A 20,372-nucleotide genomic window follows, 5' to 3' on the forward strand; every position below is an offset into this window, starting at 1 on the left:
ATAAAGATGCCTGACCCATAAACAAAGGTTATGGACTTGCCATGCGACTGCGACACATCGAGATTTTCCAGGCCATCCGCCAGACCGGTTCGGTCAGTGGCGCCGCGCAGTTGCTGCACGTGTCGCAGCCGGCGGTGAGCAAAGTGCTGCAACACGCCGAGCAGCAACTGGGCTTCCCGTTATTTCTGCGGGTGCGCGGTAAATTGCAGGCCACGCCCGAAGCGCTGGAGCTTGAGCGCGAAGTCGACAAAGTCACCGAAAGCCTGCAAGGCGTGCGACGTCTGGCCCAGAGCCTGCGTCGCGAGCCGGGTCACAGCGTAAGGATCGGCGCGATCCCGGCGCTGGCCTTGTCGCTGCTGCCGCCGGCCATCAACGAGTGGACGCAACGCTACCCGGACATTGTCTGCGAGCTGTCCAGCGCCCACAGCCGTGAGTTGATGCAGAATTTATTGATGCGCGAAGTGGATGTCGCGCTGACCTTGCAACCGCCGGATCATCCGGGCCTGAAGGCGCAGCCCCTGGCCTGCGGGGTGTTGGTGGCGCTGGCGCCGTTGGGCTATTGGACCGACGACGCCTTGGGCCAGCCATTACCCTTGATCGAACTGGCCGGCGCGCCGCTGATCGGCCTGTCCAGCGCCGATCCGCTGGCGGCCAGGCTCGACAGCTACCTTGAGGCGGTCGAGCCGCCACCACGGGTTCGCATCGCCGTGCAGACCTATTCGCTGGCGCGGGCGATGGTTGAATCCGGTGCCGGGCTGGCGGTGATCGACCCGTTTACTGCGCTTGGCGCATCCCCCGCCACCACGGCGATTCGACCTCTGGCGCCAGCGTTACCGATCACGTTGTATGCGGTCACCCGCGCCGACGAACCGCCGCCCCATACCTTGAGCGATTTGTTGCAGGTGTTCAGCCGACGGGCGCAGGCGCAACTGGATCGCCTGTGTTCCTGAGGGAGCATGCCTGCTCGCGAATGCGGTGGATCAGTCAGCGATGATGTCGACTGACCTGGCGCTTTCGCGAGCAGGCTCGCTCCCACAGGTTTTTCATATAGCTGCGGTGCGATCTACAAGACATAAAACATAATCGCCACGAAGTGCAGCAGACTCCCGGCGATCACGAACAGATGCCAGATCCCGTGGGCATGACGCAAACGACTGTCCAGCGCAAAAAAGACAATGCCCACGGTGTACAACACGCCGCCCGACGCCAGCCAGGCAAAACCTGTGCTGCCCAGCGCCGCCAGTAGCGGCTTGACCGCCACCAGCACGATCCAGCCCATCACCGCGTAGATCACGATCGACAGAATCCGCGCTTCCGAACGCGGTTTGATCTCTTGCAAGATGCCGATCAGCGCCAATCCCCAGACAATTCCGAACAAGGTCCAGCCCCACGGCCCGCGTAGCGTCACAAGACAGAATGGTGTGTAACTGCCGGCAATCAGCAGGTAGATCGAAAAGTGATCGACCTTCTGCATGATCGCTTTCTTGCGCCCGCGCACGCTGTGGTAAACGGTCGATGCGCTGTAAAGCACCATCAAGGTAAATCCGTAAATCGCCACGCTGACAATCTTCCACGGGCTGCCGTCCATGCTGGCAATCACCAGCATCCACACCACCCCGACCATCGCTGCCACCGCACCGACCAAATGCGTCCAGGCGTTCAATCGTTCCCCGTGATACATGTGTCGCCCACCTCAACATTCGTTACAACATGGCGCAAGGCTCAGCCCTTGAGCTTAAAAGCGCAATGTTTCAGATCACAAATCCGCGCATACGTGCACAATCGAGCCATTCGACCAAGAGTCACGCCCATGCTGATCGACGAAGAGTTGACCCTGAAAAAACTCGAGGTGTTCCTCGCCTTCATGCGCACCGGCAACCTGGCCCGGGCCGCCGCCGAGTTGCAGACCAGCAACGTCAGCGTGCACCGCGCCATTCACTCGCTGGAAAGCGCCTTGCGCTGCCCGTTGTTCAAGCATGAAGGCCGCAACCTGACACCGCTGGAAAGCGCTTATGTGCTGGAAGAGCGCGCCCAGAAGCTGATTCAGGACGTGGTCGAAACCGTGCGCCTGACCCGCGAAGCGGCCGGGTTCTCCGCCGAACGCTTCAAGCTCGGTTCGTTGTATTCGCTGACGGTGAAGACGGTGCCGCAGCTGATCATGGGCCTGAAAATCCGTCGCAGCGAGCTCAACATCGATTTGATCCTCGGCTCGAATTTCGACCTGCTGTACAAGCTCAAGAACATGGAAGTCGACGCGATCCTGGTGTCCCTGGACGACAGCGTCAACGACCCGGACTGCGAGCAGATTCCACTGTTCTCCGATGACATCTTCCTGGCCACGCCAGCGGATTCGAAGTTTGCCCAACGGGCGGAAGTCGACCTGGCCGAAGTGCGCGACGAAACTTTCATCACACTCACTCAGGGGTTTGCCACGCATCAGGACGGCAACCGGGTGTTCAAGCAGGCGGGGTTCGAGCCGAAGGTGGCGATGCAGGTCAACGACATCTTCACCCTGCTGAGCATGGTCAGCTCGGGGGTGGGTTATGCGTTGCTGCCGGGGCGGATTGCGGCGGTGTATGAGAACCGTGTGAAGCTGATTCCGTTGCAGGAAAAGTATCGGTTGCAGCAGCACATTGGCGTGGTGTTTTTGAAAGCCAAAGAGCGCGATCCGAATCTGCTGGCGTTGTTAGCAGAGTGTCGGATGTATGCCAATCGCCAGGCCTGAGACCCTGTCGCGCCCTTCGCGGGCAAGCCTCGCTCCTACAGGCATTGCGCAGATCCTGTGGGCGCGTGGCTTACCCTCTAGCGCATCAGCCCATTAATCCGCGCATGATCAGAAACAGCAACGAAGGCCCGAGTAAACAGCCCAATGCCGTGTAGAACGCGGCGGTCAGGCAACCATAAGGCACCAGTTTCGGATCCGTGGCCGCCAAACCGCCCGCCACACCGCTGGATGTCCCCATCAAGCCCCCGAAGATCACCGCACTGCGTGGGTTGTTCAGACCAATCATCGGCGCCACGAACGGCGTCATGACCATCACCAGAATGGCTTTGATCAACCCTGCGGCAATCGACAGCGCCATGACCTCGGAACTGGCACCGATGGCAGCCCCGGTCACCGGACCGACGATATACGTCACAGCCCCGGCACCAATGGTGGTCAGGCTGACCGCATCGGTGTATCCGAAGGCCATGGCCACGGCGACACCCGCGATGAACGACGTCCCGACGCCGACGAACAACGCCAGTACTCCGACAAAACCGGCACGTTTGAGCTCATCGACACTGACGCCGAACGCCGTGGCCACAATGGCGAAATCGCGCAACATGGCACCGCCCAGCAGGCCGATCCCGGACAGCAACGGGATGTCCACCACGCCTTTCTGGCCACCGGTCAACGCACCACCGACATACGACAACAACAGGCCGAGCAAAATGGCGATGGCCGAGCCGTGCAAGCGGCCTTTAGTGAACGTATTGGAAATCCAGTAGGACACCCACATGGTCACGCCGACAATCAGAAAGCCACTGATCAGGCTGTAACCGGTAATTACCTTCATCATCGATTCGTACATGGCGATCACCCTACCGTCTTCGGAGGAATGACAGAGGCGGGTTCCTTGTTGCCGATGCGTACCAGCACCGGCACCAAGGCAAAGGCGATAACCACCGCTGCCGTCCCCGCCAGAATCGCCATCGGCCCACCCTTGAGTGCGCCATAGACGTTTTGTTGCGCCGCCATGGCGACGACGATCGGGATATAAATTGCGCTCCAGAACTCCACGCCCTGCTCTGTCTTGCCTTTGAACCAACCACTTTTATTCAGGTAACTGCCGAGGCCGATCAACAGCAGCATCGCAATACCTACACCGCCAACGTTGGCCGGTACGCCAATCAGCTTGCCGAGCAGTTCACCGACAAAAATACCCACCAGGGTACAAAAGGCGAGAAACGCCACACCATAAATAATCATTGTTGTTGTCCTCAAAGTGCATCGTCGAATGTTGTTTTTGTTGTTCGAAGGCTTGAGTCGGTGGTCTAGGGTTGGCGGCTTCCCTCCTCACGCAACAGCGCCTGCAAGGTATCGAGGCGAGCACCGTCGAAGGCAATGACGGTGCCCTGCTCGAACACCCGGCGCGCCAGCCCGGTCAGCACCGCACCGGGCGGCAGTTCGATCTGTAGACGTACGCCACGCTCATAAGCGCTTTGCACCGTGCCGCGCCAATCCACCACGCGGCACATGTTGAAAGCCAGGTCATCGCGCAAGGCTTCGGTGTTGATGACGGGCCGGGCGCGGCTGCCGCTCAGGTAACTCAATGTCGGTGTTTTCAGTTGTACGTTGGCGAAGGCTTCGGCCAGGGTTTTCGCCGGAGCTTCCAGCAGCGGGCAATGGGAAGGCACGCTGACGGCCAATCGTTTTGCCAGACCTGCCCCGCGACCTCGGGCCAGTTCGGCGACAGCTTTCATCGCCGCATCGCTGCCGGCAATGACCACTTGGTTATCGGCATTGATATTGGCCAGGTAAACCGGCATATCGACGCGGTGAACCTGCGCCAGCAACCCTTCCACTGTCGCCAGATCCAGACCGATGATCGCGGTCATGCCGTAGCCCTGAGGATAAGCCTGCTGCATCAGCTCACCACGCAGGCTGACCAGATGCAGCGCATCGCTGAAGCTCAAGGCGCCCGCCGCCACCGCTGCCGGGTAGGCGCCGATGGACAATCCCGCCACGTAATCCGCTGCCATTGATAACTGGCGTGAAGCCGCGACGCCGGCAATCAACAGGCAAAGCTGAACGGCCCTTGTCGATTTCAACGCCTCGGCGCAATCCAGCCGCAACACGTCTTCGCCCAGCACTTCACTGGCCTCATTCACCGTTTCGAGAGGCAAACGGTGGAGCATGCCCGGTTGCTGCGCGCCCTGGCCTGGGAACACCAGCAAACTGCTCACGCTGCTTGCTCCCAAGGATCAATCACCAGGCAGGCTTCACGGGCGTTTTTCAGCAAAACCCGGCGGGCAGCACCAGCCCATTCGCGCAGGGCGACGGCACCGAAAGGCGTCTGCAACTGCATGTCTACCTGGCACGCAGCCGTGTCCAGAATCTTCACCAGCGCCTGCGCTTTCAATCGATCCAACGGTTGCGGGGTGCGCAGGATCAAGTCGAGATCACTGCCTTCGTGCAACGCTTGAACACCGCTGGCCAATTCAAACCCGGCGCTGCCGCTGACGCCCCACGCCCAACCGAAGTCATCGAGCATCGGCCGCAAATAATTGAGGGCGCGTACTGCTGGCAAATCCCGCTCGATCAAGGCATGACAAAGGTCTTCCGGTCTGACGCGACGAGCAATCGCAGCGATCGACATCACCGTTGCAAAGCGCTGCTCACGCAACCGCCCACGCAACCCGACCGCGATGTAATCCGGCGCACTCAACGCACGCCGAACCACCACCGGCTGACCTGCGCTGACCGACTCGATCGCCCATGCAGGCGCGTCCACCGGCAGCTGCTCCGGGGTCATCCCCCAAAGCAGGTCGTGGGCCAGAAACGTATTCACCACTGCGCTCTCAGCAATTGGCGAACGGTGCTTGATGCCGCACGGTTGGTCGCGCCCAAGCGGCTGCCCAAGTCACGTCCGCTGGTGGCGACATCGCCAATGGCAAGGTTCAGGCATTCAGTCACCCGCGCCAGATCCGCCGCTGTCGGCTGCTCGATCTGCTCTACCGACAAGGTTTCCCAAAGCAATCCCAGACTCGCATAGCTGTCGATGTCATAAGCCATCGGCGGCACGCTGGAAGCCAGGGCTTCGAGTTCTTCGACGCTGCGCAACGTCACCCGCGCTGCCGATGCCTTGCCCATCGCATGGACCATCACGCCCGGATCACGCAAGGCAATCAAGCGATTGGCCTGATACCCATGGGCCAGAAACGCCCCGGACATCGCCTTGCCCACCAGCAAGCCAATCACCGCATGACCGGCCAACCGGGCGCGGGCATAACTGTCTGCCGCACCCGCCAGGGCCTGATGAATGCCGAGCGCTTCTTCGCGCCGACCGTAAGCCTGGCTCGGCACATCGACGATGGCGACCAAGGCGCGTTTGTGCGGTTTATCCGTGTCTTCGGCGATGACGTCATCCACCGCCTTGGCCAGGCCCCAACCTTCCAGCAGACCGACCTCGCCATTGCGGGCGCGGACGAAACGGTTGTCGGGATCAGCCACCACCGCGATAAACCGTACAGACTGATCACCCAATACACCGTCGGCGACCTTCAACGAAGCGGGCAAACCTTCGACCTGTTTCGCGCCCGCACTCAAGGCGTTGAACCAGTTCAAACCTCTCAGGGAATACGAACTCATGAGTGCTCTCCTTGATACAGATCGCGAACCACTGACGGCTCGATTTGCGGTTCGGCGTCCAGACGGGCCAGCCGCTGCAGGAACAGATCGGCCTGACGGCTGCGTTGTTGTGCCGGCAAACCTTGCTTGAGTAACTCACCGACCTGCTGCTGGATCTGCGCCACATCGTCGGCCACATAACGGTCTACCAAACCACTGGCAAAACGCTGCTCGCCACCGGTCAGGCTCCAGATGAAAGGACGGTCGCGGGAGTCGTATTCCTCAAGCCCGGCTTCCTGTTCGATCACTTGCGGACCGTTGAGGCCAAGCCGCGCTTCCTGAGTCACCAGCAAATAGCTGCACAACCCGGCGGCAATCGACATCCCGCCAAAGCAACCCACGCTGCCGGCGACTACACCGATAACCGGCTGGTATTGGCGCAGGTCGACAATCGCCGCATGAATATCGGCAATCGCCGCCAGCCCAAGATTGGCTTCCTGCAAACGCACGCCGCCGGTTTCCAGCAGCAACACGGCGCGAGTGGGAATGCCATTGCGGTTGTCTTCGGCGGCGAGTTCCAGCGCACCGGCAATCTTCGCCCCGCCGACCTCACCGAGGCTGCCGCCCTGAAATGCACCTTCGATGGCGGCGATCACCACCGGCAATCCACCGATGCTGCCCTTGGCGATCACCACGCCGTCATCGGCTTGCGGCACCACGCCCTGGCGCGACAGCCACGGCGACATGACGCGTTGAAACGGGTCGAGCAATTCGCGGAAGGTGCCAGGGTCGAGCAAGGCTTTCGCCCTTTGCCGGGCGCCGAGTTCGACGAAGCTGTGCTTGTGTAGGAGTTCTTTACTGTCAGTCATGATCGATCTCCTCAAAGCCTTGTTCCAGACGCAAGCGCACCACGCCGGGGGTCGCGCCGAAATCGTGGATATCAATGGCCATCGCTGGTGGTGTCTGGCCGTCGAACATCCGTGCAAACAGGTGCTGCCAGCGTTGTTCGGCGCCATTGACCGAGGTCTGCACCTTGATCGTCAATTTGCCAGCCTGACCCGGTTCGATCAGCACTTCCAGATCGCCCGAACCGACACAGCCCACCAGCGTGCGGCCCCGTGGCGGCTGCCCGGCGGGGAATTCAAAGGATAAGGTTTCCATCAGAAAGCTCCCGACTCGATGCGGTCGATAAACAGGCAGGCGGCGAGCAAATCCGCGGCACCGCCGGGCGACGCATTCAATGCGATTAATTGTTCGTCCAATTCGTGCAGACGGCGGCGACCGGCGAGGCTGGCGCTGCCGCCCGCATCGAGTACCGCTTGGGCACCAAGCTGCATGGTTTGCAGGCCGTGTTCGCCGGCGCGGTAGAGCACGCAGGTGTCGGCCAGGTTCGTCATGATTGCGAGCAAGCCGTCGAGCCGGGCGTTCTGCTCGCCATGGCCCAAGGCGCGGCTGCGTTTGAGTTGTGGCAGTGCGCGTTGCAGAACCGAAGGAAAGCCGAGTTGGGCTTCTTCACGGGCACCGCGAGCGCCGTAGCGTTGGGCAACCTGGGCGCCATGGCTGAGTGGACGTGGTGCGTAACGGTCGTCGATTAACGCGAGTCGGGCAGCACGCAAAGCAATCGGGCCTGCGGCACTGGATTCAGGCTCAAGCGCGCAGGCCGTGACCAAAAGACCCAAGGCCCAGATCGCCCCGCGATGGGTGTTCACGCCAGCCGTCGTGGCGAGCATCGCTTGCTCCCCTTCCCGACCGATCCGTCCAACGGCTTCACGCAGCGGCACACCGACTTCGCCAGATTCAATGGCCGCTTGCGCCATTTCCTTGAATGCAGGCCACAGCGACAGCGCCGAGGCGTGCATCAGCCCGAGGTGCAAATCGGTATGAGCGCCATTGCCACGACGGTCGACCAACGCCGGTTTCGGCGACAGGTCCGCTTCGTCGATCAATGCGTCCACCGCCAGGTCCGCCAGCCGTTCAGCCAGGGAAAGCGTTTTCGGTTGCAGGTTGAATGCGTGCATTACCAGCTCCTGAACTTGGCGGGCGGGTTGTAGAGGCCACCGGACCACTCGACCAGATCAGCCACGCTCTTGGCCGCGAGCAATTCGCGGGTGGCGTCGGTACGGCGGATGCCGAGGTCTTCCGGCAAGGCGATCAAGCCTTCGCGGCGCATGCGTGCGGTGTCTTTCGGGTTGTGGCGCAGGCCAATGGCGGTCACTCCGGCGACGGCGGCGATCATCGCCTGACGTTCTTCCAGCGAACGGGCCTTGTACAAATAGGCGATGCCTTCTTCGGTCAGCAAGTGGGTGACGTCGTCGCCGTAGACCATGATCGGCGCCAGCGGCATGCCGCTTTTCTTCGCCACTTCTATTGCATCGAGGGTTTCGACGAAGGTCGGTTTGCCGCCCTCCTGGAAGGTCTCGACCATTTGCACCACGAGTTTTTTGCCGCGCTCGAGCAAGGCTTCGGGCGCGTCGTCATGGCGCATGTCGAGCCAGGCCGGCGTGCTATGACGGCGACCGCGCGGGTCGTGGCCCATGTTCGGCGCGCCGCCGAAACCGGCCAGGCGCCCACGGGTCACGGTGGAAGAATGGCCGTCGCCATCGACTTGCAGGGTTGCGCCGATGAACAGGTCCACCGCGTATTGCCCGGCGAGTTGGCAGAACATCCGGTTGGATCGCAGAGAGCCGTCGCGCCCGGTGAAGAACACGTCCGGCCGAGCGGCGATGTAGTTTTCCATGCCCAGTTCTGTGCCGAAGCAATGCACGCTTTCGACCCAGCCGCTTTCAATCGCCGGGATCAGCGTCGGGTGCGGATTGAGCGTCCAGTTGCGGCAGATCTTGCCCTTCAGGCCTAGGGATTCGCCGTAGGTCGGCAGGATCAATTCGATAGCGGCGGTGTTGAAACCGATGCCGTGGTTCAGCGACTGAACGTTGTGTTTTTCGTAGATCCCACGGATCGCCATCATCGCCATCAGCACGTGCACAGGCTTGATGTGCCGTGGGTCGCGGGTGAACAGCGGTTCGATGTAGAACGGCTTGTCCGCCACCACCACGAAATCGACCCAGGATGCGGGAATGTCGACGCGTGGCAGGTCGCTGACATCGTCCACCAGTTGGTTGACCTGGACGATGACAATGCCGTCGCTGAAGGCGGCCGGCTCGATCAAGGCGGGGGTGTCTTCGGTGCTCGGGCCGGTGTAGATGTTGCCAGCGCGGTCGGCCATGAAACCGGCCGAGAGCACGACGTTGGGAATCAGGTCGACCACCAGCCGCGCATAGAGCTCGATGTAGGTATGGATCGCACCGATTTCCAGCAGGCCGTCTTCCAGTAACTGGCTGATGCGCAGGCTCTGGGTGCCGGCGAAGGAGAAGTCGAGCTTGCGGGCGATGCCGCGCTCGAACAGGTCCAGGTGCTCGGAGCGGCCGACGCTGGGCATGATCATGTGCAAATCATGCAGCTTGGCGGGATCGGCCTTGGCCAGGGAGCGAGACAGGAAATCCGCCTGCTTCTGGTTATTGCCTTCCAGCACCACGCGGTCGCCGGGCAGGATCAGAGCTTCCAGTGCCGCGACGATGTTGTCGGTGGGCAGGACCACACCGTCGGCCAGACCCCGCACCAATTCGAGACGCCGCTGCTTTTCGCTGCGCCGCCGCGTCCATCGCGAGTCGGGGGATATTGTTGTTGTCATGACCACTCCACGGGTTCGCTGTCGTGGGAGTCACCTTAGGAGGGTTGGGTGGGGAGCATCAATCAAGCACAGAGACGGATCGTTACGATCACCGTAACGATCCACACCGACCCGATCGATCCCACGCTCTGCGTGGGAATGCCTCAAGGGACGCTCCGCGTTCCAGCTCCCGAATGGGACGCGGAGCGTCCCGGGCTGCATTCCCACGCGGAGCGTGAGAACGATCATCAGTCCCAAAAAAGGACCGATCAGTCCCTTTTTGGGAATCTTCAACCTTCGCCAGCCTAGCGGTGGGTTTGTGTTTAAAAGTTTGTCCGAAGGAAGGGTTAGCGGCTACGTGGCCTGGCGTCGCAGCCTACAGCAATGCCGGAAGCCGCTCGCCAATCTGTAATCGGAAACTCATTATGTCCAAGGTAACGACCAACCCAGCAGATAACTCTGACATCGATTCCCAAGCGTCCCTTGAAGCCGAGAAACTTAAAGAAGCTGCCGACCGCGTCTTCTCCTATTACTTTCCCCCTGCTCACGAAAAAACGTCGAGGCGCCGTAATAAGTCCCGGCTCTTCACTGTATGCCCCGACATCGACACCGAAGCCTTGCTGGCCAATGCTTCCGAAGACTTGCTGTCCATCAGCGCCATTGCTGCCGATCTGGCGGACGATGTGGAAGGCTCGGGCCGGGGTTTGCCGTGAAGTATTCGGTAAGGTGAAGGCCGCCTTCGCGGGCAAGCCTCGCTCCTACAGGTTTGGCGCAGTCCTTGTAGGAGCGAGGCTTGCCCGCGAAGGGGCCCGTCAGACTAGCCCGGCACTCACCAACAACTCCTCCAGCGCCAGCAAATCAGGCACCTTGGCCACTTGCTCCCCCACCTGCACCGCCGCCTGCTCCAGCGGACACAACGGCACATCGACGTAACTCAACTGACTGTCCAGTTTGTACGACCGCGGAATCCCCTGAACCAACAGCGCAATGAACTTCAACTCTGGCCGCCCACCCAGTGCATTGAGAATCACGATGCGCGCGCGCTCGCCGATGACGGTTTTATTGCCGCACGCCGACTCGAAACTCAGCAACGGAATCTGCCGGTCCCGCCACGTCACCAACCCCAGGTACCACGGCGGTGTGTCCAGATCGAACGCCCCCGGTTGATAGTCAATCAACTCCGCCACCGCCACGTTGGGCAGAATCAGGTTGCGGTCAGCCAGGGGCAGCAGCAGGCCGGTGAGATTGCTGGTGCGATGCTCAAGCATGGGTTTTGCTCCACAACGCGATGCTGTCGAGCAGCACCGATTCCTGGTACGGCTTGCCGAGGTAGTCGTTGACGCCGATGGCCATGGCGCGGTCGCGGTGTTTCTGGCCGGTGCGGGAGGTGATCATGATGATCGGTAAATGCTGCAAACGTTCGTCGCTGCGCACCTGGGCCGCCACTTCGAAGCCGTCCATGCGCGGCATCTCGATGTCGAGCAGCATAACGTCGGGCATATGTTCTTCGAGCAGCAGCATGGCGTCGACCCCATCCTTGGCAGTCAGCACGTTCATGCCGTGACGTTCGAGCAGGCGGCTGGTGACCTTGCGCACGGTGACCGAATCGTCGACCACCAACACCAGCAGCGGTTATGCGGCTCGACCTCAACGTCCTGTGTCGCCGACTGTTGCGGCACTCGGGCCTGCATGGCGCGGATCGGCGCCAGCAAATCGAGAATCAGCACCACCCGGCCATCGCCCAGAATCGTCGCCCCGGATAACCCCTGCACCGACGCAAATTGCGGGCCGAGGCTTTTGACCACGATCTCCCGCGTGCCAGCCGTGGAATCCACCTGCACGGCGATGTGCCGCTCGTTGCATTGCACCAACAAGACCGGCAGCGGCAGGCTCTGGCCCAACAGTTTCGGGCGGGTGCTGGTTTTCAGCAGCTCGCCGAGGTAGCACAACTCATAGGTTTGCCCGGCGTATTCATAAGTCGGCGGATCGAGCCGGTAATGCCCTTCGAGCTCGTTGGGCAGCACGCGAACGATGCCGTCGATGGTGTTCAACGGGATCGCGTATTGATCCTCCAGACACTGCACCATCAGCGCGCGGTTGACCGACACGGTGAACGGGAGGCGAATCCGAAAGTGCACGCCCTGCCCCGGTGTCGAGTCGATGACCATGGTGCCACCGAGCTGCCGGACTTCTTCGTGAACCACGTCCATGCCCACGCCACGCCCGGAAATCTGAGTGATTTTCTCAGCGGTGGAGAACCCCGGTTGCAGGATGAATTGCAGCACATCGCGGTCGCTGACCTCGGCGTCCGGGGCCAACAAGCCGCGCTTGATCGCCTTGCGCCGCACCGCGTCCAGCGGCACGCCCGCGCCGTCGTCGCGGATGTCGAAAATCATGTCGCCGCCCTCGCGGGACAGGTCGAGAGTGATTCGTCCCTGGGCCGGTTTGCCGGCCGCAATACGCACCTCGGCCGATTCCAGGCCGTGGTCCACGGCGTTGCGCAGCATGTGTTCCAGCGGCGCCGCCATGCGCTCAAGCACGTTGCGATCCATCTCGCCTTCGGCGTTGCCGACCACGAACTCGACGTCTTTGCCCAGTTCACTGGAGACCTGGCGGACGATGCGCCTCAAGCGCGGCAGCATGCGCTCGAACGGCACCATGCGCGTGCGCATCAGGCCTTCCTGCAATTCGGTGTTGATGCGGCCCTGCTGTTGCAGCAGGTTTTCCGCATCCTGATTGCGTCGATCGAGGGTTTCCTTGAGGTCGAGCAGGTCGGAGGCGGATTCGAACAGCGCCCGCGACAACTGCTGCAACTGCGAGTGACGGTCCATTTCCAGCGGATCAAACTCCTCGTAGCCCAGACGTTCCGCTTCGACTTGCTGGCGGCTGAGAATCCGTCCCTGGGTTTCGGTGTCGAGCCGTCGCAACTGATCGCGCATCCGCTCGATGGTGGTTTCCATCTCGCTCAGGGCCACCCGCGCATCGTTGACCTGTTGCTCGATACGGCCACGGAAGATCGAGGTTTCACCGGCCAGGTTGACCAGATCGTCGAGCAGTTCTGCCGAGACCTTGACCATGTCGACGCCCACTTCGGCTTGCGCCACCGGGGCGTCGGGTTTCGGCGTGGCGGGCACGATCACCGGCGTATCAAGAACAGCGGGATGGCTGAAGTTCTTGATCGCGTCGATCAACCGATCAGCCGGCGGCAAGGGCTGGCCGGCGCGGGCGGCGTCGAGCATTTGCGCCAGTCGGTCATGACTGCTTTGCAGCAGGGCGAACAGCGCCGGGGTCGGTTGCAGCACGCCAGCGGACAGACCTTCGTAGAGAAATTCCAGCTCATGGGCGAGGTCGCCGATGGGGGCAATTTCCACCATCCGCGCACCACCCTTGAGCGTGTGCAGGTCGCGCAGCAGGGTTTCCACTTCCTGACGGTTCGACGGTTCGGCTTGCCAGCGCACCAGCGCCGCGCCGGAGTTTTCGATGATGTCGAAACCTTCCTCAAGGAAGATCTCCAGCAGCTCGGGGTCATGCCCCGGCGAGTCATTGGCCGGCGCAGGTTCCGCCACTTCGGCGGTGTTGGCATTGCCTTGACGGAACTCGCGAATCGCCTCGATCAGCTCGCTCGGGGCACCCAGGGTGTGCTGGTTTTTCAGCTGTTCGAGCAACACCGCGAGCCGGTCATGGCTCTGTTGCAGCAACTGCGCAAGGGTTTCGCTGTAGCTGTAACGGTGGTCCACCAGGCCTTCGTAAAGACTTTCCAATTCATGGGCCAGGTCGCCGACCGGCTCGACCTCGGCCATCCGCGCGCCGCCCTTGAGAGTATGCAAGTCCCGCTGCAAGGACGACAGCGGCGCGGCGTTATCCGGGTCGTTCAGCCAGCGCTGCAAGGCCTGGCCAGCACTCTCGAGAATATCCACCGCTTCTTCGAGAAAGATCGAAACGATCTCATCGTCCAGCTCGACCTGAGTCGCGGTCTGTTCCAGTTCTGCGGTGGCGCTGCCCAGTTCGCGGATGCTCAGGGTGCGGCTGCCATCGCTGCGGATCAGGCCCATGGACGATGGATCAAGGCTTTCATCGAGCAGGCCGCGCAAGGCCCGGATGCGTTCCGGTTGCGGGCTGACTTCCTGGCCGGCGGCCAGTTCGTCGAGCATATTGATCAGCGCTTCGTGGGCACTTTGCGCCTCGTGGAAAAACCGGTCGCTGACTGCCAGGCTGCTCTCTTCCACCGCGCCGTACAGGTCGAGCAACGCTTCGCACAATTCATCCACCGGATGCAGATCGGCGAGGTGCGCGCCTTCGCCCAAGGTGGTCAATTCGTCCAGCAACGCGCTGAGTTCCTGGCGCTCGCCGGGGTGCTGCTGCCAGCGCTGCAACAGGCTTTCGGCGTCCAGCAGGATGTCCATGCCCTGGGCCAGGAAGTTGTTGATCAGTTGCGGATCACGCTTGATTCGCAGCGCGGTGTTCGGCGCTTTCAACAGCGCATCCAGACGCTCAGCGAGCAGCGCCTTGGTGCGCTCGATCAGTAAATCGGCATCCGGTATTTCGGCCAGCGGATCAGTCTTGAGTTGCCGCAGCCCGAGACGGAACAGACCTTCGGCTTCCAGCAGCAGTTCGACTTCGTCGAGGTCGAGGGCGATCAGGTGCGCTTTGTATTCGCGGGCCAGTTGATCCAGCGGCGTCGCCAGCTCGGCGATCGGCAATACGCCGGCCATCGAGGCGCTGCCCTTCAAGGTATGCAACGCCCGCTGCAACTCGTCACTGGCTTGCAGCGGCACGTGCTCGGCGGCTTGATCGAGGAAACGGTTGAGGCTGGCGAGATGGGTCTCGGCTTCCTTGCGGAAGATCTCCAGCAACAGCGGATCGAGGGCAGCGACGTCCTGGGTGTCCTCATCGCTGGCGGGCGTATCGCCCTTGGCGAGGGCATGGGCGCGAGCGGCCAGTTGGTCGACCTGGTTGTTCTGGCGCTGGGCATTGGCGGCAAACTCGGCCACCAGTTGCGGCAGCAGCTCCAGTGTATCGAGGAGCAATTGTTGCACTGCCGCCCCAGGCGCAACGCTACGCTCCAGCACGCGGTTGAGCAGGTTTTCCACCGCCCACGCCAGCTCGCCCAGCACCAGCGCACGGACCATCCGGCCACTGCCTTTCAAGGTGTGGAAAGCCCGGCGCAATTCACTCAACGCGGCGTTATCGTCCGGGTTGGCCGTCCAGCGCGGCAAGTACTCCCGGAGGATTTCCAGGACTTCATCGGTTTCTTCGAGGAAGACTTCCCGCAGCTCTTCGTCCACCGGTTCTTCGCCGGCGGGCGGTGGCAGCAGGCTGCCCGGAATGGTCAGCGCCGGCGGATTGACCGAAGACACCGGGCTGGCCAGGACATCGGCCAGCGACTGCACGGTATCGGGGTCATCGAGTTCTTGCAGGTCCTGCATCACCTGGGCTTCACTCGGGCTCAGCACATCCTCAAGCATCGGCACCTGTTGTTCACTGGGGAAAAACCCAAGGGACGCCAGGCTCTTTTCCGCCACGTCGAGCAGTTGTTCACCGGGTGCCTCGGGGTCGTCGCTGAGACGCTCCAGGTAATACTCGATGCTGGTGATGACGTCGGCCAGGCTGTCCAGTTCCTGCCAGCCGGGCTGGCCCGGGTCCAGCAGCAGATGCTCGCGAATGAAGTGGTTGCAGGCTTCGATCAGGCTCGCCGCACGACCCAACGGAATCATCGACAGCGCACCGCGTACCTGGGTCAGCAACGCCGGCAAGGCCTGCAAATGCTGGCGATCCCAGTCGGCGTCGATGTAGTCGACGATCATGTCCTTGGCCTGTTGCAGGCAGATGCGGGCTTCCTTGATCACGATCTGATGGATCTGCGTCAGATCGGTGGTCGGCAAGTGGCTTTCTTCCTGGCTCTCCGGCTCTACGGTGCCGACCATGCCGGCCAGCGTCGCTTCGACGTAGAGCAAGGCCCCGGCAACGTCCATGAGAATGGCGTCGTTGGGTTCACGCTGGCCCTGGGCGAGGCTCAGCACCACCGCCAGTTGATCGATGATGACTTTGCGCGGCTGGCCGAAACCCAACACCGCCAGGGTGTCGGCGATTTGCCGCAACGGCGCCAGCAGGGTTTCGAGGTCCGAGGTGTGCTGGCGGTCGCTGCGCACAAACAGGTCCAGGCGTTCCTTGACCCGCACCAGCTCTTCACACAGCGCGGCCAGCACCGAGCGCATGGCGTCACGGTCCGGTCCGGCCAGGCGGGCGCGTTCTTCGTCGACCATTGCGCTGTCAGGCAGCGCGTCGTCCAGTGAGTAACGATCTTTCATGGTCAGCATCTGCCCGGTGGGATGTTCGGCCTTGGCAATGTAGAACAGCAAACTCTTGAGCAACTCCGGCGGTGCCGGCTGATTGATGCCGCGTATGCCCTGTTCGAGCAAGCGCTTGAGTTCTTTGTCGGCGTCCTTGAACAGGCTGCGCAGCGCCGGGCTGTTGGCAATCGAGCCGCCGCGCATGCCTTCGACCAGCGCCGAGGCGACTTGCCACAACGGGCTCAAAGGCGCGTTGCCGCACAGTCCTTCCAAGCGTGAAAAAACCTTGGTCAGATAGCCAAGGTTAGTCTCGTCATCCTGCTCGCGCAGCAACCCGACCAACGCCATTTGCAGCATCTGCCGCAACTTGCGCAGCACATTGGCAAAATCCGCCGGTTCCAGCAGGGCCAGCGATTCTTCGTCCAACACCGGCAGGTCGAGCAATTGCGGGCTGAACAGGCTGGTTTCCGACAACAGGCTTTCGCCCCGGGCACTGCGTAAATCGTTGATCAGCGGCAGCACCACCAAGGGCAGGTCACGGCGCGCGCCTTGCACCCGGTCGAGGTAGATCGGCAGTTGCCCGAGGGCTTGCAACAGCAGATGAAGCGCCTCGTCGCGATGGTTGATGCGGTCTTGCTGCAAGGCGGTGGCCAGGTGTTCCATTTCTTCGGCGAGCAAGGCCGCGCCGTAGAATTCGACCATCTGCAAACTGCCGTGGACCTGATGGATGCACGCCAGGCAATCGCTCAGGGCGTGCGTCGCCTGGGGATCATCAAGCAGGGTTTCGATCGCTTGATGAGCCACTTTCAGCGTTTCGGCAATCTCGCCTTTGACCCACTCGAGGGCCACATAGTCGTGCCGATCACCCATAACCACTCCAAATCACTGCTCTACTCAAAAAAACCCGAACGCCTACGGGCGCTTCACACTTTATCCGCCGCCTGCGCCTTGGCCGCCGGCAAGGTAAAACCGGACACCGAGCGCCGCAGCTGACTGGCCATTTTCGCCAGGTTGCCAATGCTCTCGGCGGTGGCGGTCGAGCCCGACGAAGTCTGCGTGGTGATCTGCTGGATCACGTTCATGGTCAGGGAAATCTGACCGGCTGAAGACGTCTGCTGCTGCGCAGCGTTGGAAATACTCTGGATCAACGCCGCCAGGGTCTTCGACACGCCTTCGATTTCTTCCAGGGCCACACCGGCATCCTGCGCCAGACGCGCGCCGCGCACCACTTCGGTGGTGGTCTGTTCCATGGAAATCACGGCTTCGTTGGTGTCGGTCTGGATCGCTCGCACCAGGGTTTCGATCTGCCGGGTAGCGGCGGACGAACGCTCGGCCAGACGCTGCACTTCGTCGGCTACCACTGCAAAACCGCGCCCGGCATCACCGGCCATCGAGGCCTGGATCGCCGCGTTGAGCGCAAGGATGTTGGTCTGATCGGCAATGTCATCGATCAGGCTGACAATGTCGCCGATTTCCTGAGAGGACTCGCCCAGACGCTTGATGCGCTTGGCAGTGTCCTGGATCTGCTCGCGAATGTTGTCCATGCCGTGGATGGTGTTGTGCACCACCTCGTTGCCCTTGTTGGCGATTTCCACCGAACGTTCCGCCACCGCCGAGGACTCGGCAGCGTTGGCGGAGACCTGGTCGATGGACTGGGCCATGTCGTTGATCGCGGTGGAGGCTTCGCTGATCTGTTGCGCCTGATGTTCCGACGCCTGGGCCAGGTGCATGGCGGTGGCCTGGGTTTCCTGCACGGCGGCGGCGACCTGGCCGGCGGTGAGGTTGATGGTCGCCACCAGGTCGCGCAGTTGATCGACGGAATAGTTGATCGAGTCGGCGATGGTGCCGGTGAAGTCTTCGGTCACCGAGGCCGTCACGGTGAGGTCGCCGTCGGCGAGGTCTTCGATCTCGTCGAGCAGGCGCATGATCGCGGTCTGGTTGCGCTCGTTCTTCTCGGCGGTTTCGCGCAGCTGGCGGTTGGTTTCGCGCACCATCACCAGGCCGATAAGGATGATCGACATCAGCGCCAACAGGCCCAGCACGTAGCCGCCAATGGTGTCGGTGTCGCGCCCGCCGGCAAGGTTTTCGAACCCGCTGGCCAGGTGCGAGGCTTCGTCGAGCAGGGTCTGCGACAAGGTGAAGATGTTGGTCGCCGATTCGCGAACCTTGAACAGCTCCGGCGAGGTTTCGAGGATTTCATCCACAGAACCGGAGACAAACTCGAACAGCTCGGAAATCTCGGTCAAGCGGGCACGCGCATCGCGGTCTTCGACCTGGCTGACCCGCAGCGACGTATTGCCCTGGAGCATGCCATTGAGTACCTGGCCGAATCGGGCAGCGTCGCGACCGAACGCGTCGGCGGCCTGTTGTGAATTTTCATCGCCGGACAGCACGGTGTTCACCGCGCCCAGGATGCGTTCGGCCAGCAGCGACTGACGCTGGGCCATGGCCACCTGAGCGGCTGGCGCGCCGCGCTGCAAGAGGATTTCGACGACTTTTTCGTATTCGACCTGCAACTGCGGCACGGTTTCGGCCAGCGTCGCGGCGACCTGATGCAGCGAGAGTACGGTCTGCTCGCTGGAGAGGATGGCGTCGGTGTTTTTCAGCAGCCGTTCCCAGTCCAGCTGAACGGCGCGCATTTCCGGGCGCACGGCGGACGGCGCTGGCGGCAGGCCGGTGGCCGGGTCGCCCTTCTTCAAGTAACCCCAGCGCTGGGCGAAGTCGTTGCGTGCATCGCTCAGCAGCTTGAACGCCGCCGCCTTGCCGGCAGCGGCTTCGGTGGCGTTTTTGGCGATGCGTTGGGACAGCACGCGCAGTTCGCCGGCGTGGCCGATGTACTGTTTGTCATACGTGGCTTGCGTGTTGAGGTAAGCGAAGTTGGCAAACAGCAGCATGATGAAGATGATCAGCGCGATGAACAGCACGATGATCTGCGAGCGGCTGCGCGATCCTTCTGGCTTGCCTGTTTTTGTTTTTATCATCGGTCCTCGCCTGTACTGCCTGATTCAACGACGCCCTTGCAAGAGCGAGGCTTGCCCGCGAAGCAGGCGCTACGGTCTTACGGGAACACCGCGTTTTCGTTCTTCGCGGGCAAGCCTCGCTCCTGCAGGATTGGGGCGTCGCCTTGATTACAGCGCTACATGCATAAAGCTTTGCGACTGCGCCAGCGTAAACGGGCTGAATATTTGCCACGTCTGCTCACGCTGAAACCGGCCCTGGACGAACGCGGCAATCGGCCCGTGCAGATCGGCCATCGACACCGGTTCCAGACTGTCCTGGGCAAAGTGCTGCAAGCCGAAGACTTCGTCGACCATCAACCCGGCAAACACTTCACCGTGTTCCACCACCAACACCCGCCGCTGTTTGCGCAGGGTCGACTGCTCATGTCCGAAGAAGCTGCACAAATCCATGATCGGCAGCAATCGTCCGCGCAAGTTGGCCACACCCTTGACCCAGGGTTTGACGCCCGGCAATTGGGTGAAACGCGGTTCGTGCAGGACCTCGCTGACTTCGCCCATGGGCGCGACGTACCAGTTTTCGCCCAAGCGAAAGCCGATGCCGCTCCAGCGGTCCTGTCGGGTTGGCTGGGATGGCAGATCCGCCGCCAGCAGACGACAGCGCTGGTCAATCTGCAGCAGCAGTTCGAAAGCCGTCAGCGACTCGGTCATGGCCGGACGATCAACCGGCCAGCACGTTGTTCAGGGTTTTGATCAGGGTCTCTTCGTCGACCGGTTTGGTCAGGTAATCCTTGGCGCCCTGGCGTGTGCCCCAGACTTTGTCGGTTTCCTGATCCTTGGTGGTGATGATGATCACCGGGATGTGCCCGGTGTCCGGGTCTTTGGTCAACTGGCGGGTCGCCTGGAAACCGTTGAGGCCGGGCATGACGATGTCCATGAGCACCGCGTCGGGTTTTTCCTGACGGGCCAGGGCCACGCCGTCGGCGCCGTTTTCGGCTTTCAACACTTCATGACCGTGCTTTTCCAGCATGCCGGTCAGTTTGTACATTTCGGTCGGCGAATCATCGACGATCAGAATACGTGCCATGGTCTTCCCCATTCTTGTCAACGCCGGGCCCGCTGGC

16 protein-coding genes and 2 pseudogenes are annotated in these 20,372 nt (G+C 61.8%); 3 read left to right on the forward strand and 15 right to left on the reverse strand.

All coding sequences use genetic code 11. The features are described 5' to 3' along the window. Positions 1-41: 41 nt before the first annotated feature. Positions 42-950, forward strand: coding sequence for a LysR family transcriptional regulator (locus RHP74_RS29090; protein ID WP_077747237.1), 909 nt, complete (start codon positions 42-44; stop codon positions 948-950). A 113-nt stretch (positions 951-1,063) separates the two neighbouring features. Here RHP74_RS29090 and trhA read toward each other — a convergent pair whose 3' ends face one another. Continuing rightward, positions 1,064-1,681: a PAQR family membrane homeostasis protein TrhA gene (gene trhA / locus RHP74_RS29100; RefSeq protein ID WP_010466891.1), complete on the reverse strand. Its 618-nt coding sequence runs from the start codon at positions 1,679-1,681 to the stop codon at positions 1,064-1,066. A 129-nt stretch (positions 1,682-1,810) separates the two neighbouring features. Between trhA and RHP74_RS29105 the strand changes: the two genes are divergently transcribed. Then, positions 1,811-2,725: a LysR substrate-binding domain-containing protein gene (locus RHP74_RS29105; RefSeq protein WP_077747236.1), complete on the forward strand. Its 915-nt coding sequence runs from the start codon at positions 1,811-1,813 to the stop codon at positions 2,723-2,725. A gap of 85 nt (positions 2,726-2,810) precedes the next feature. Here the strand turns inward: RHP74_RS29105 and madM are convergent, their stop codons facing one another. From madM to mdcA, 9 genes are all read right to left on the reverse strand, one after another. Then, on the reverse strand, positions 2,811-3,575 hold the full coding sequence (gene madM / locus RHP74_RS29110) for a malonate transporter subunit MadM (RefSeq protein WP_311096808.1): 765 nt from the start codon (positions 3,573-3,575) through the stop codon (positions 2,811-2,813). 5 nt (positions 3,576-3,580) lie between these two features. Then, positions 3,581-3,973, reverse strand: coding sequence for a malonate transporter subunit MadL (gene madL, locus RHP74_RS29115; protein WP_010466888.1), 393 nt, complete (start codon positions 3,971-3,973; stop codon positions 3,581-3,583). 65 nt (positions 3,974-4,038) lie between these two features. Beyond that, the gene (mdcH, locus tag RHP74_RS29120) at positions 4,039-4,950 is read right to left on the reverse strand and encodes a malonate decarboxylase subunit epsilon (RefSeq protein WP_311096809.1); all 912 of its coding nucleotides are present in this window, start codon (positions 4,948-4,950) and stop codon (positions 4,039-4,041) included. Then, on the reverse strand, positions 4,947-5,558 hold the full coding sequence (locus RHP74_RS29125) for a malonate decarboxylase holo-ACP synthase (RefSeq protein ID WP_311096810.1): 612 nt from the start codon (positions 5,556-5,558) through the stop codon (positions 4,947-4,949). Before RHP74_RS29125 ends, mdcH begins: the two co-directional genes overlap by 4 nt. Continuing rightward, the gene (gene mdcE / locus RHP74_RS29130; protein WP_311096811.1) at positions 5,552-6,355 is read right to left on the reverse strand and encodes a biotin-independent malonate decarboxylase subunit gamma; all 804 of its coding nucleotides are present in this window, start codon (positions 6,353-6,355) and stop codon (positions 5,552-5,554) included. Before mdcE ends, RHP74_RS29125 begins: the two co-directional genes overlap by 7 nt. After that, positions 6,352-7,203: a biotin-independent malonate decarboxylase subunit beta gene (locus RHP74_RS29135; RefSeq protein ID WP_102594549.1), complete on the reverse strand. Its 852-nt coding sequence runs from the start codon at positions 7,201-7,203 to the stop codon at positions 6,352-6,354. The genes mdcE and RHP74_RS29135 overlap by 4 nt, the downstream gene beginning before the upstream one ends. Continuing rightward, positions 7,196-7,495, reverse strand: coding sequence for a malonate decarboxylase subunit delta (locus tag RHP74_RS29140; RefSeq protein ID WP_311096812.1), 300 nt, complete (start codon positions 7,493-7,495; stop codon positions 7,196-7,198). The genes RHP74_RS29135 and RHP74_RS29140 overlap by 8 nt, the downstream gene beginning before the upstream one ends. Next, the gene (locus RHP74_RS29145) at positions 7,495-8,352 is read right to left on the reverse strand and encodes a triphosphoribosyl-dephospho-CoA synthase (protein WP_311096813.1); all 858 of its coding nucleotides are present in this window, start codon (positions 8,350-8,352) and stop codon (positions 7,495-7,497) included. The genes RHP74_RS29140 and RHP74_RS29145 overlap by 1 nt, the downstream gene beginning before the upstream one ends. Next, entirely contained in the window at positions 8,352-10,022 is a 1,671-nt protein-coding gene (gene mdcA / locus RHP74_RS29150) for a malonate decarboxylase subunit alpha (RefSeq protein WP_010466882.1), read from the reverse strand. Before mdcA ends, RHP74_RS29145 begins: the two co-directional genes overlap by 1 nt. Before the next feature lie 404 nt (positions 10,023-10,426). On the opposite strand from mdcA, the pseudogene RHP74_RS29155 reads away from it, so the two are divergent. Next, positions 10,427-10,708 (forward strand): annotated as a pseudogene (locus tag RHP74_RS29155) (DUF6124 family protein); the annotation flags it as partial. Positions 10,709-10,813: 105 nt separating this feature from the next. On the opposite strand, the gene RHP74_RS29160 reads toward RHP74_RS29155, so the two are convergent. From RHP74_RS29160 to pilH, 5 genes and pseudogenes are all read right to left on the reverse strand, one after another. Then, entirely contained in the window at positions 10,814-11,269 is a 456-nt protein-coding gene (locus RHP74_RS29160) for a chemotaxis protein CheW (RefSeq protein WP_010466875.1), read from the reverse strand. Next, positions 11,262-17,161 (reverse strand): annotated as a pseudogene (locus tag RHP74_RS29165) (Hpt domain-containing protein). Before RHP74_RS29165 ends, RHP74_RS29160 begins: the two are co-directional and overlap by 8 nt. A gap of 53 nt (positions 17,162-17,214) precedes the next feature. Beyond that, a complete protein-coding gene (locus tag RHP74_RS29170; RefSeq protein WP_010466865.1) occupies positions 17,215-19,272 on the reverse strand; it encodes a methyl-accepting chemotaxis protein in 2,058 nt (685 codons plus the stop codon). A gap of 147 nt (positions 19,273-19,419) precedes the next feature. Beyond that, positions 19,420-19,959 (reverse strand): chemotaxis protein CheW, encoded by a 540-nt coding sequence (locus tag RHP74_RS29175; protein WP_010466863.1) that lies wholly within the window; start codon positions 19,957-19,959, stop codon positions 19,420-19,422. Between the two features lie 10 nt (positions 19,960-19,969). Next, a complete protein-coding gene (gene pilH, locus RHP74_RS29180) occupies positions 19,970-20,335 on the reverse strand; it encodes a twitching motility response regulator PilH (RefSeq protein WP_027926574.1) in 366 nt (121 codons plus the stop codon). Between the last annotated feature and the right edge of the window lie 37 nt (positions 20,336-20,372).

Origin of the sequence: Pseudomonas sp. SG20052, assembly GCF_031766055.1 — a bacterium.
Taxonomy (GTDB): Bacteria; Pseudomonadota; Gammaproteobacteria; order Pseudomonadales; family Pseudomonadaceae; genus Aquipseudomonas; species Aquipseudomonas mandelii.

Excerpts from the sequence above, each read along its gene's own strand:
- RHP74_RS29090 (WP_077747237.1), top strand. The coding sequence starts at position 42 with ATGCGACTGCGACACATCGAGATTTTCCAGGCCATCCGCCAGACCGGT.
- trhA (WP_010466891.1), bottom strand. The coding sequence starts at position 1,681 with ATGTATCACGGGGAACGATTGAACGCCTGGACGCATTTGGTCGGTGCG.
- RHP74_RS29105 (WP_077747236.1), top strand. The coding sequence starts at position 1,811 with ATGCTGATCGACGAAGAGTTGACCCTGAAAAAACTCGAGGTGTTCCTC.
- madM (WP_311096808.1), bottom strand. The coding sequence starts at position 3,575 with ATGTACGAATCGATGATGAAGGTAATTACCGGTTACAGCCTGATCAGT.
- madL (WP_010466888.1), bottom strand. The coding sequence starts at position 3,973 with ATGATTATTTATGGTGTGGCGTTTCTCGCCTTTTGTACCCTGGTGGGT.
- mdcE (WP_311096811.1), bottom strand. The coding sequence starts at position 6,355 with ATGAGTTCGTATTCCCTGAGAGGTTTGAACTGGTTCAACGCCTTGAGT.
- RHP74_RS29135 (WP_102594549.1), bottom strand. The coding sequence starts at position 7,203 with ATGACTGACAGTAAAGAACTCCTACACAAGCACAGCTTCGTCGAACTC.
- RHP74_RS29140 (WP_311096812.1), bottom strand. The coding sequence starts at position 7,495 with ATGGAAACCTTATCCTTTGAATTCCCCGCCGGGCAGCCGCCACGGGGC.
- RHP74_RS29145 (WP_311096813.1), bottom strand. The coding sequence starts at position 8,352 with ATGCACGCATTCAACCTGCAACCGAAAACGCTTTCCCTGGCTGAACGG.
- mdcA (WP_010466882.1), bottom strand. The coding sequence starts at position 10,022 with ATGACAACAACAATATCCCCCGACTCGCGATGGACGCGGCGGCGCAGC.
- RHP74_RS29160 (WP_010466875.1), bottom strand. The coding sequence starts at position 11,269 with ATGCTTGAGCATCGCACCAGCAATCTCACCGGCCTGCTGCTGCCCCTG.
- RHP74_RS29170 (WP_010466865.1), bottom strand. The coding sequence starts at position 19,272 with ATGATAAAAACAAAAACAGGCAAGCCAGAAGGATCGCGCAGCCGCTCG.
- RHP74_RS29175 (WP_010466863.1), bottom strand. The coding sequence starts at position 19,959 with ATGACCGAGTCGCTGACGGCTTTCGAACTGCTGCTGCAGATTGACCAG.
- pilH (WP_027926574.1), bottom strand. The coding sequence starts at position 20,335 with ATGGCACGTATTCTGATCGTCGATGATTCGCCGACCGAAATGTACAAA.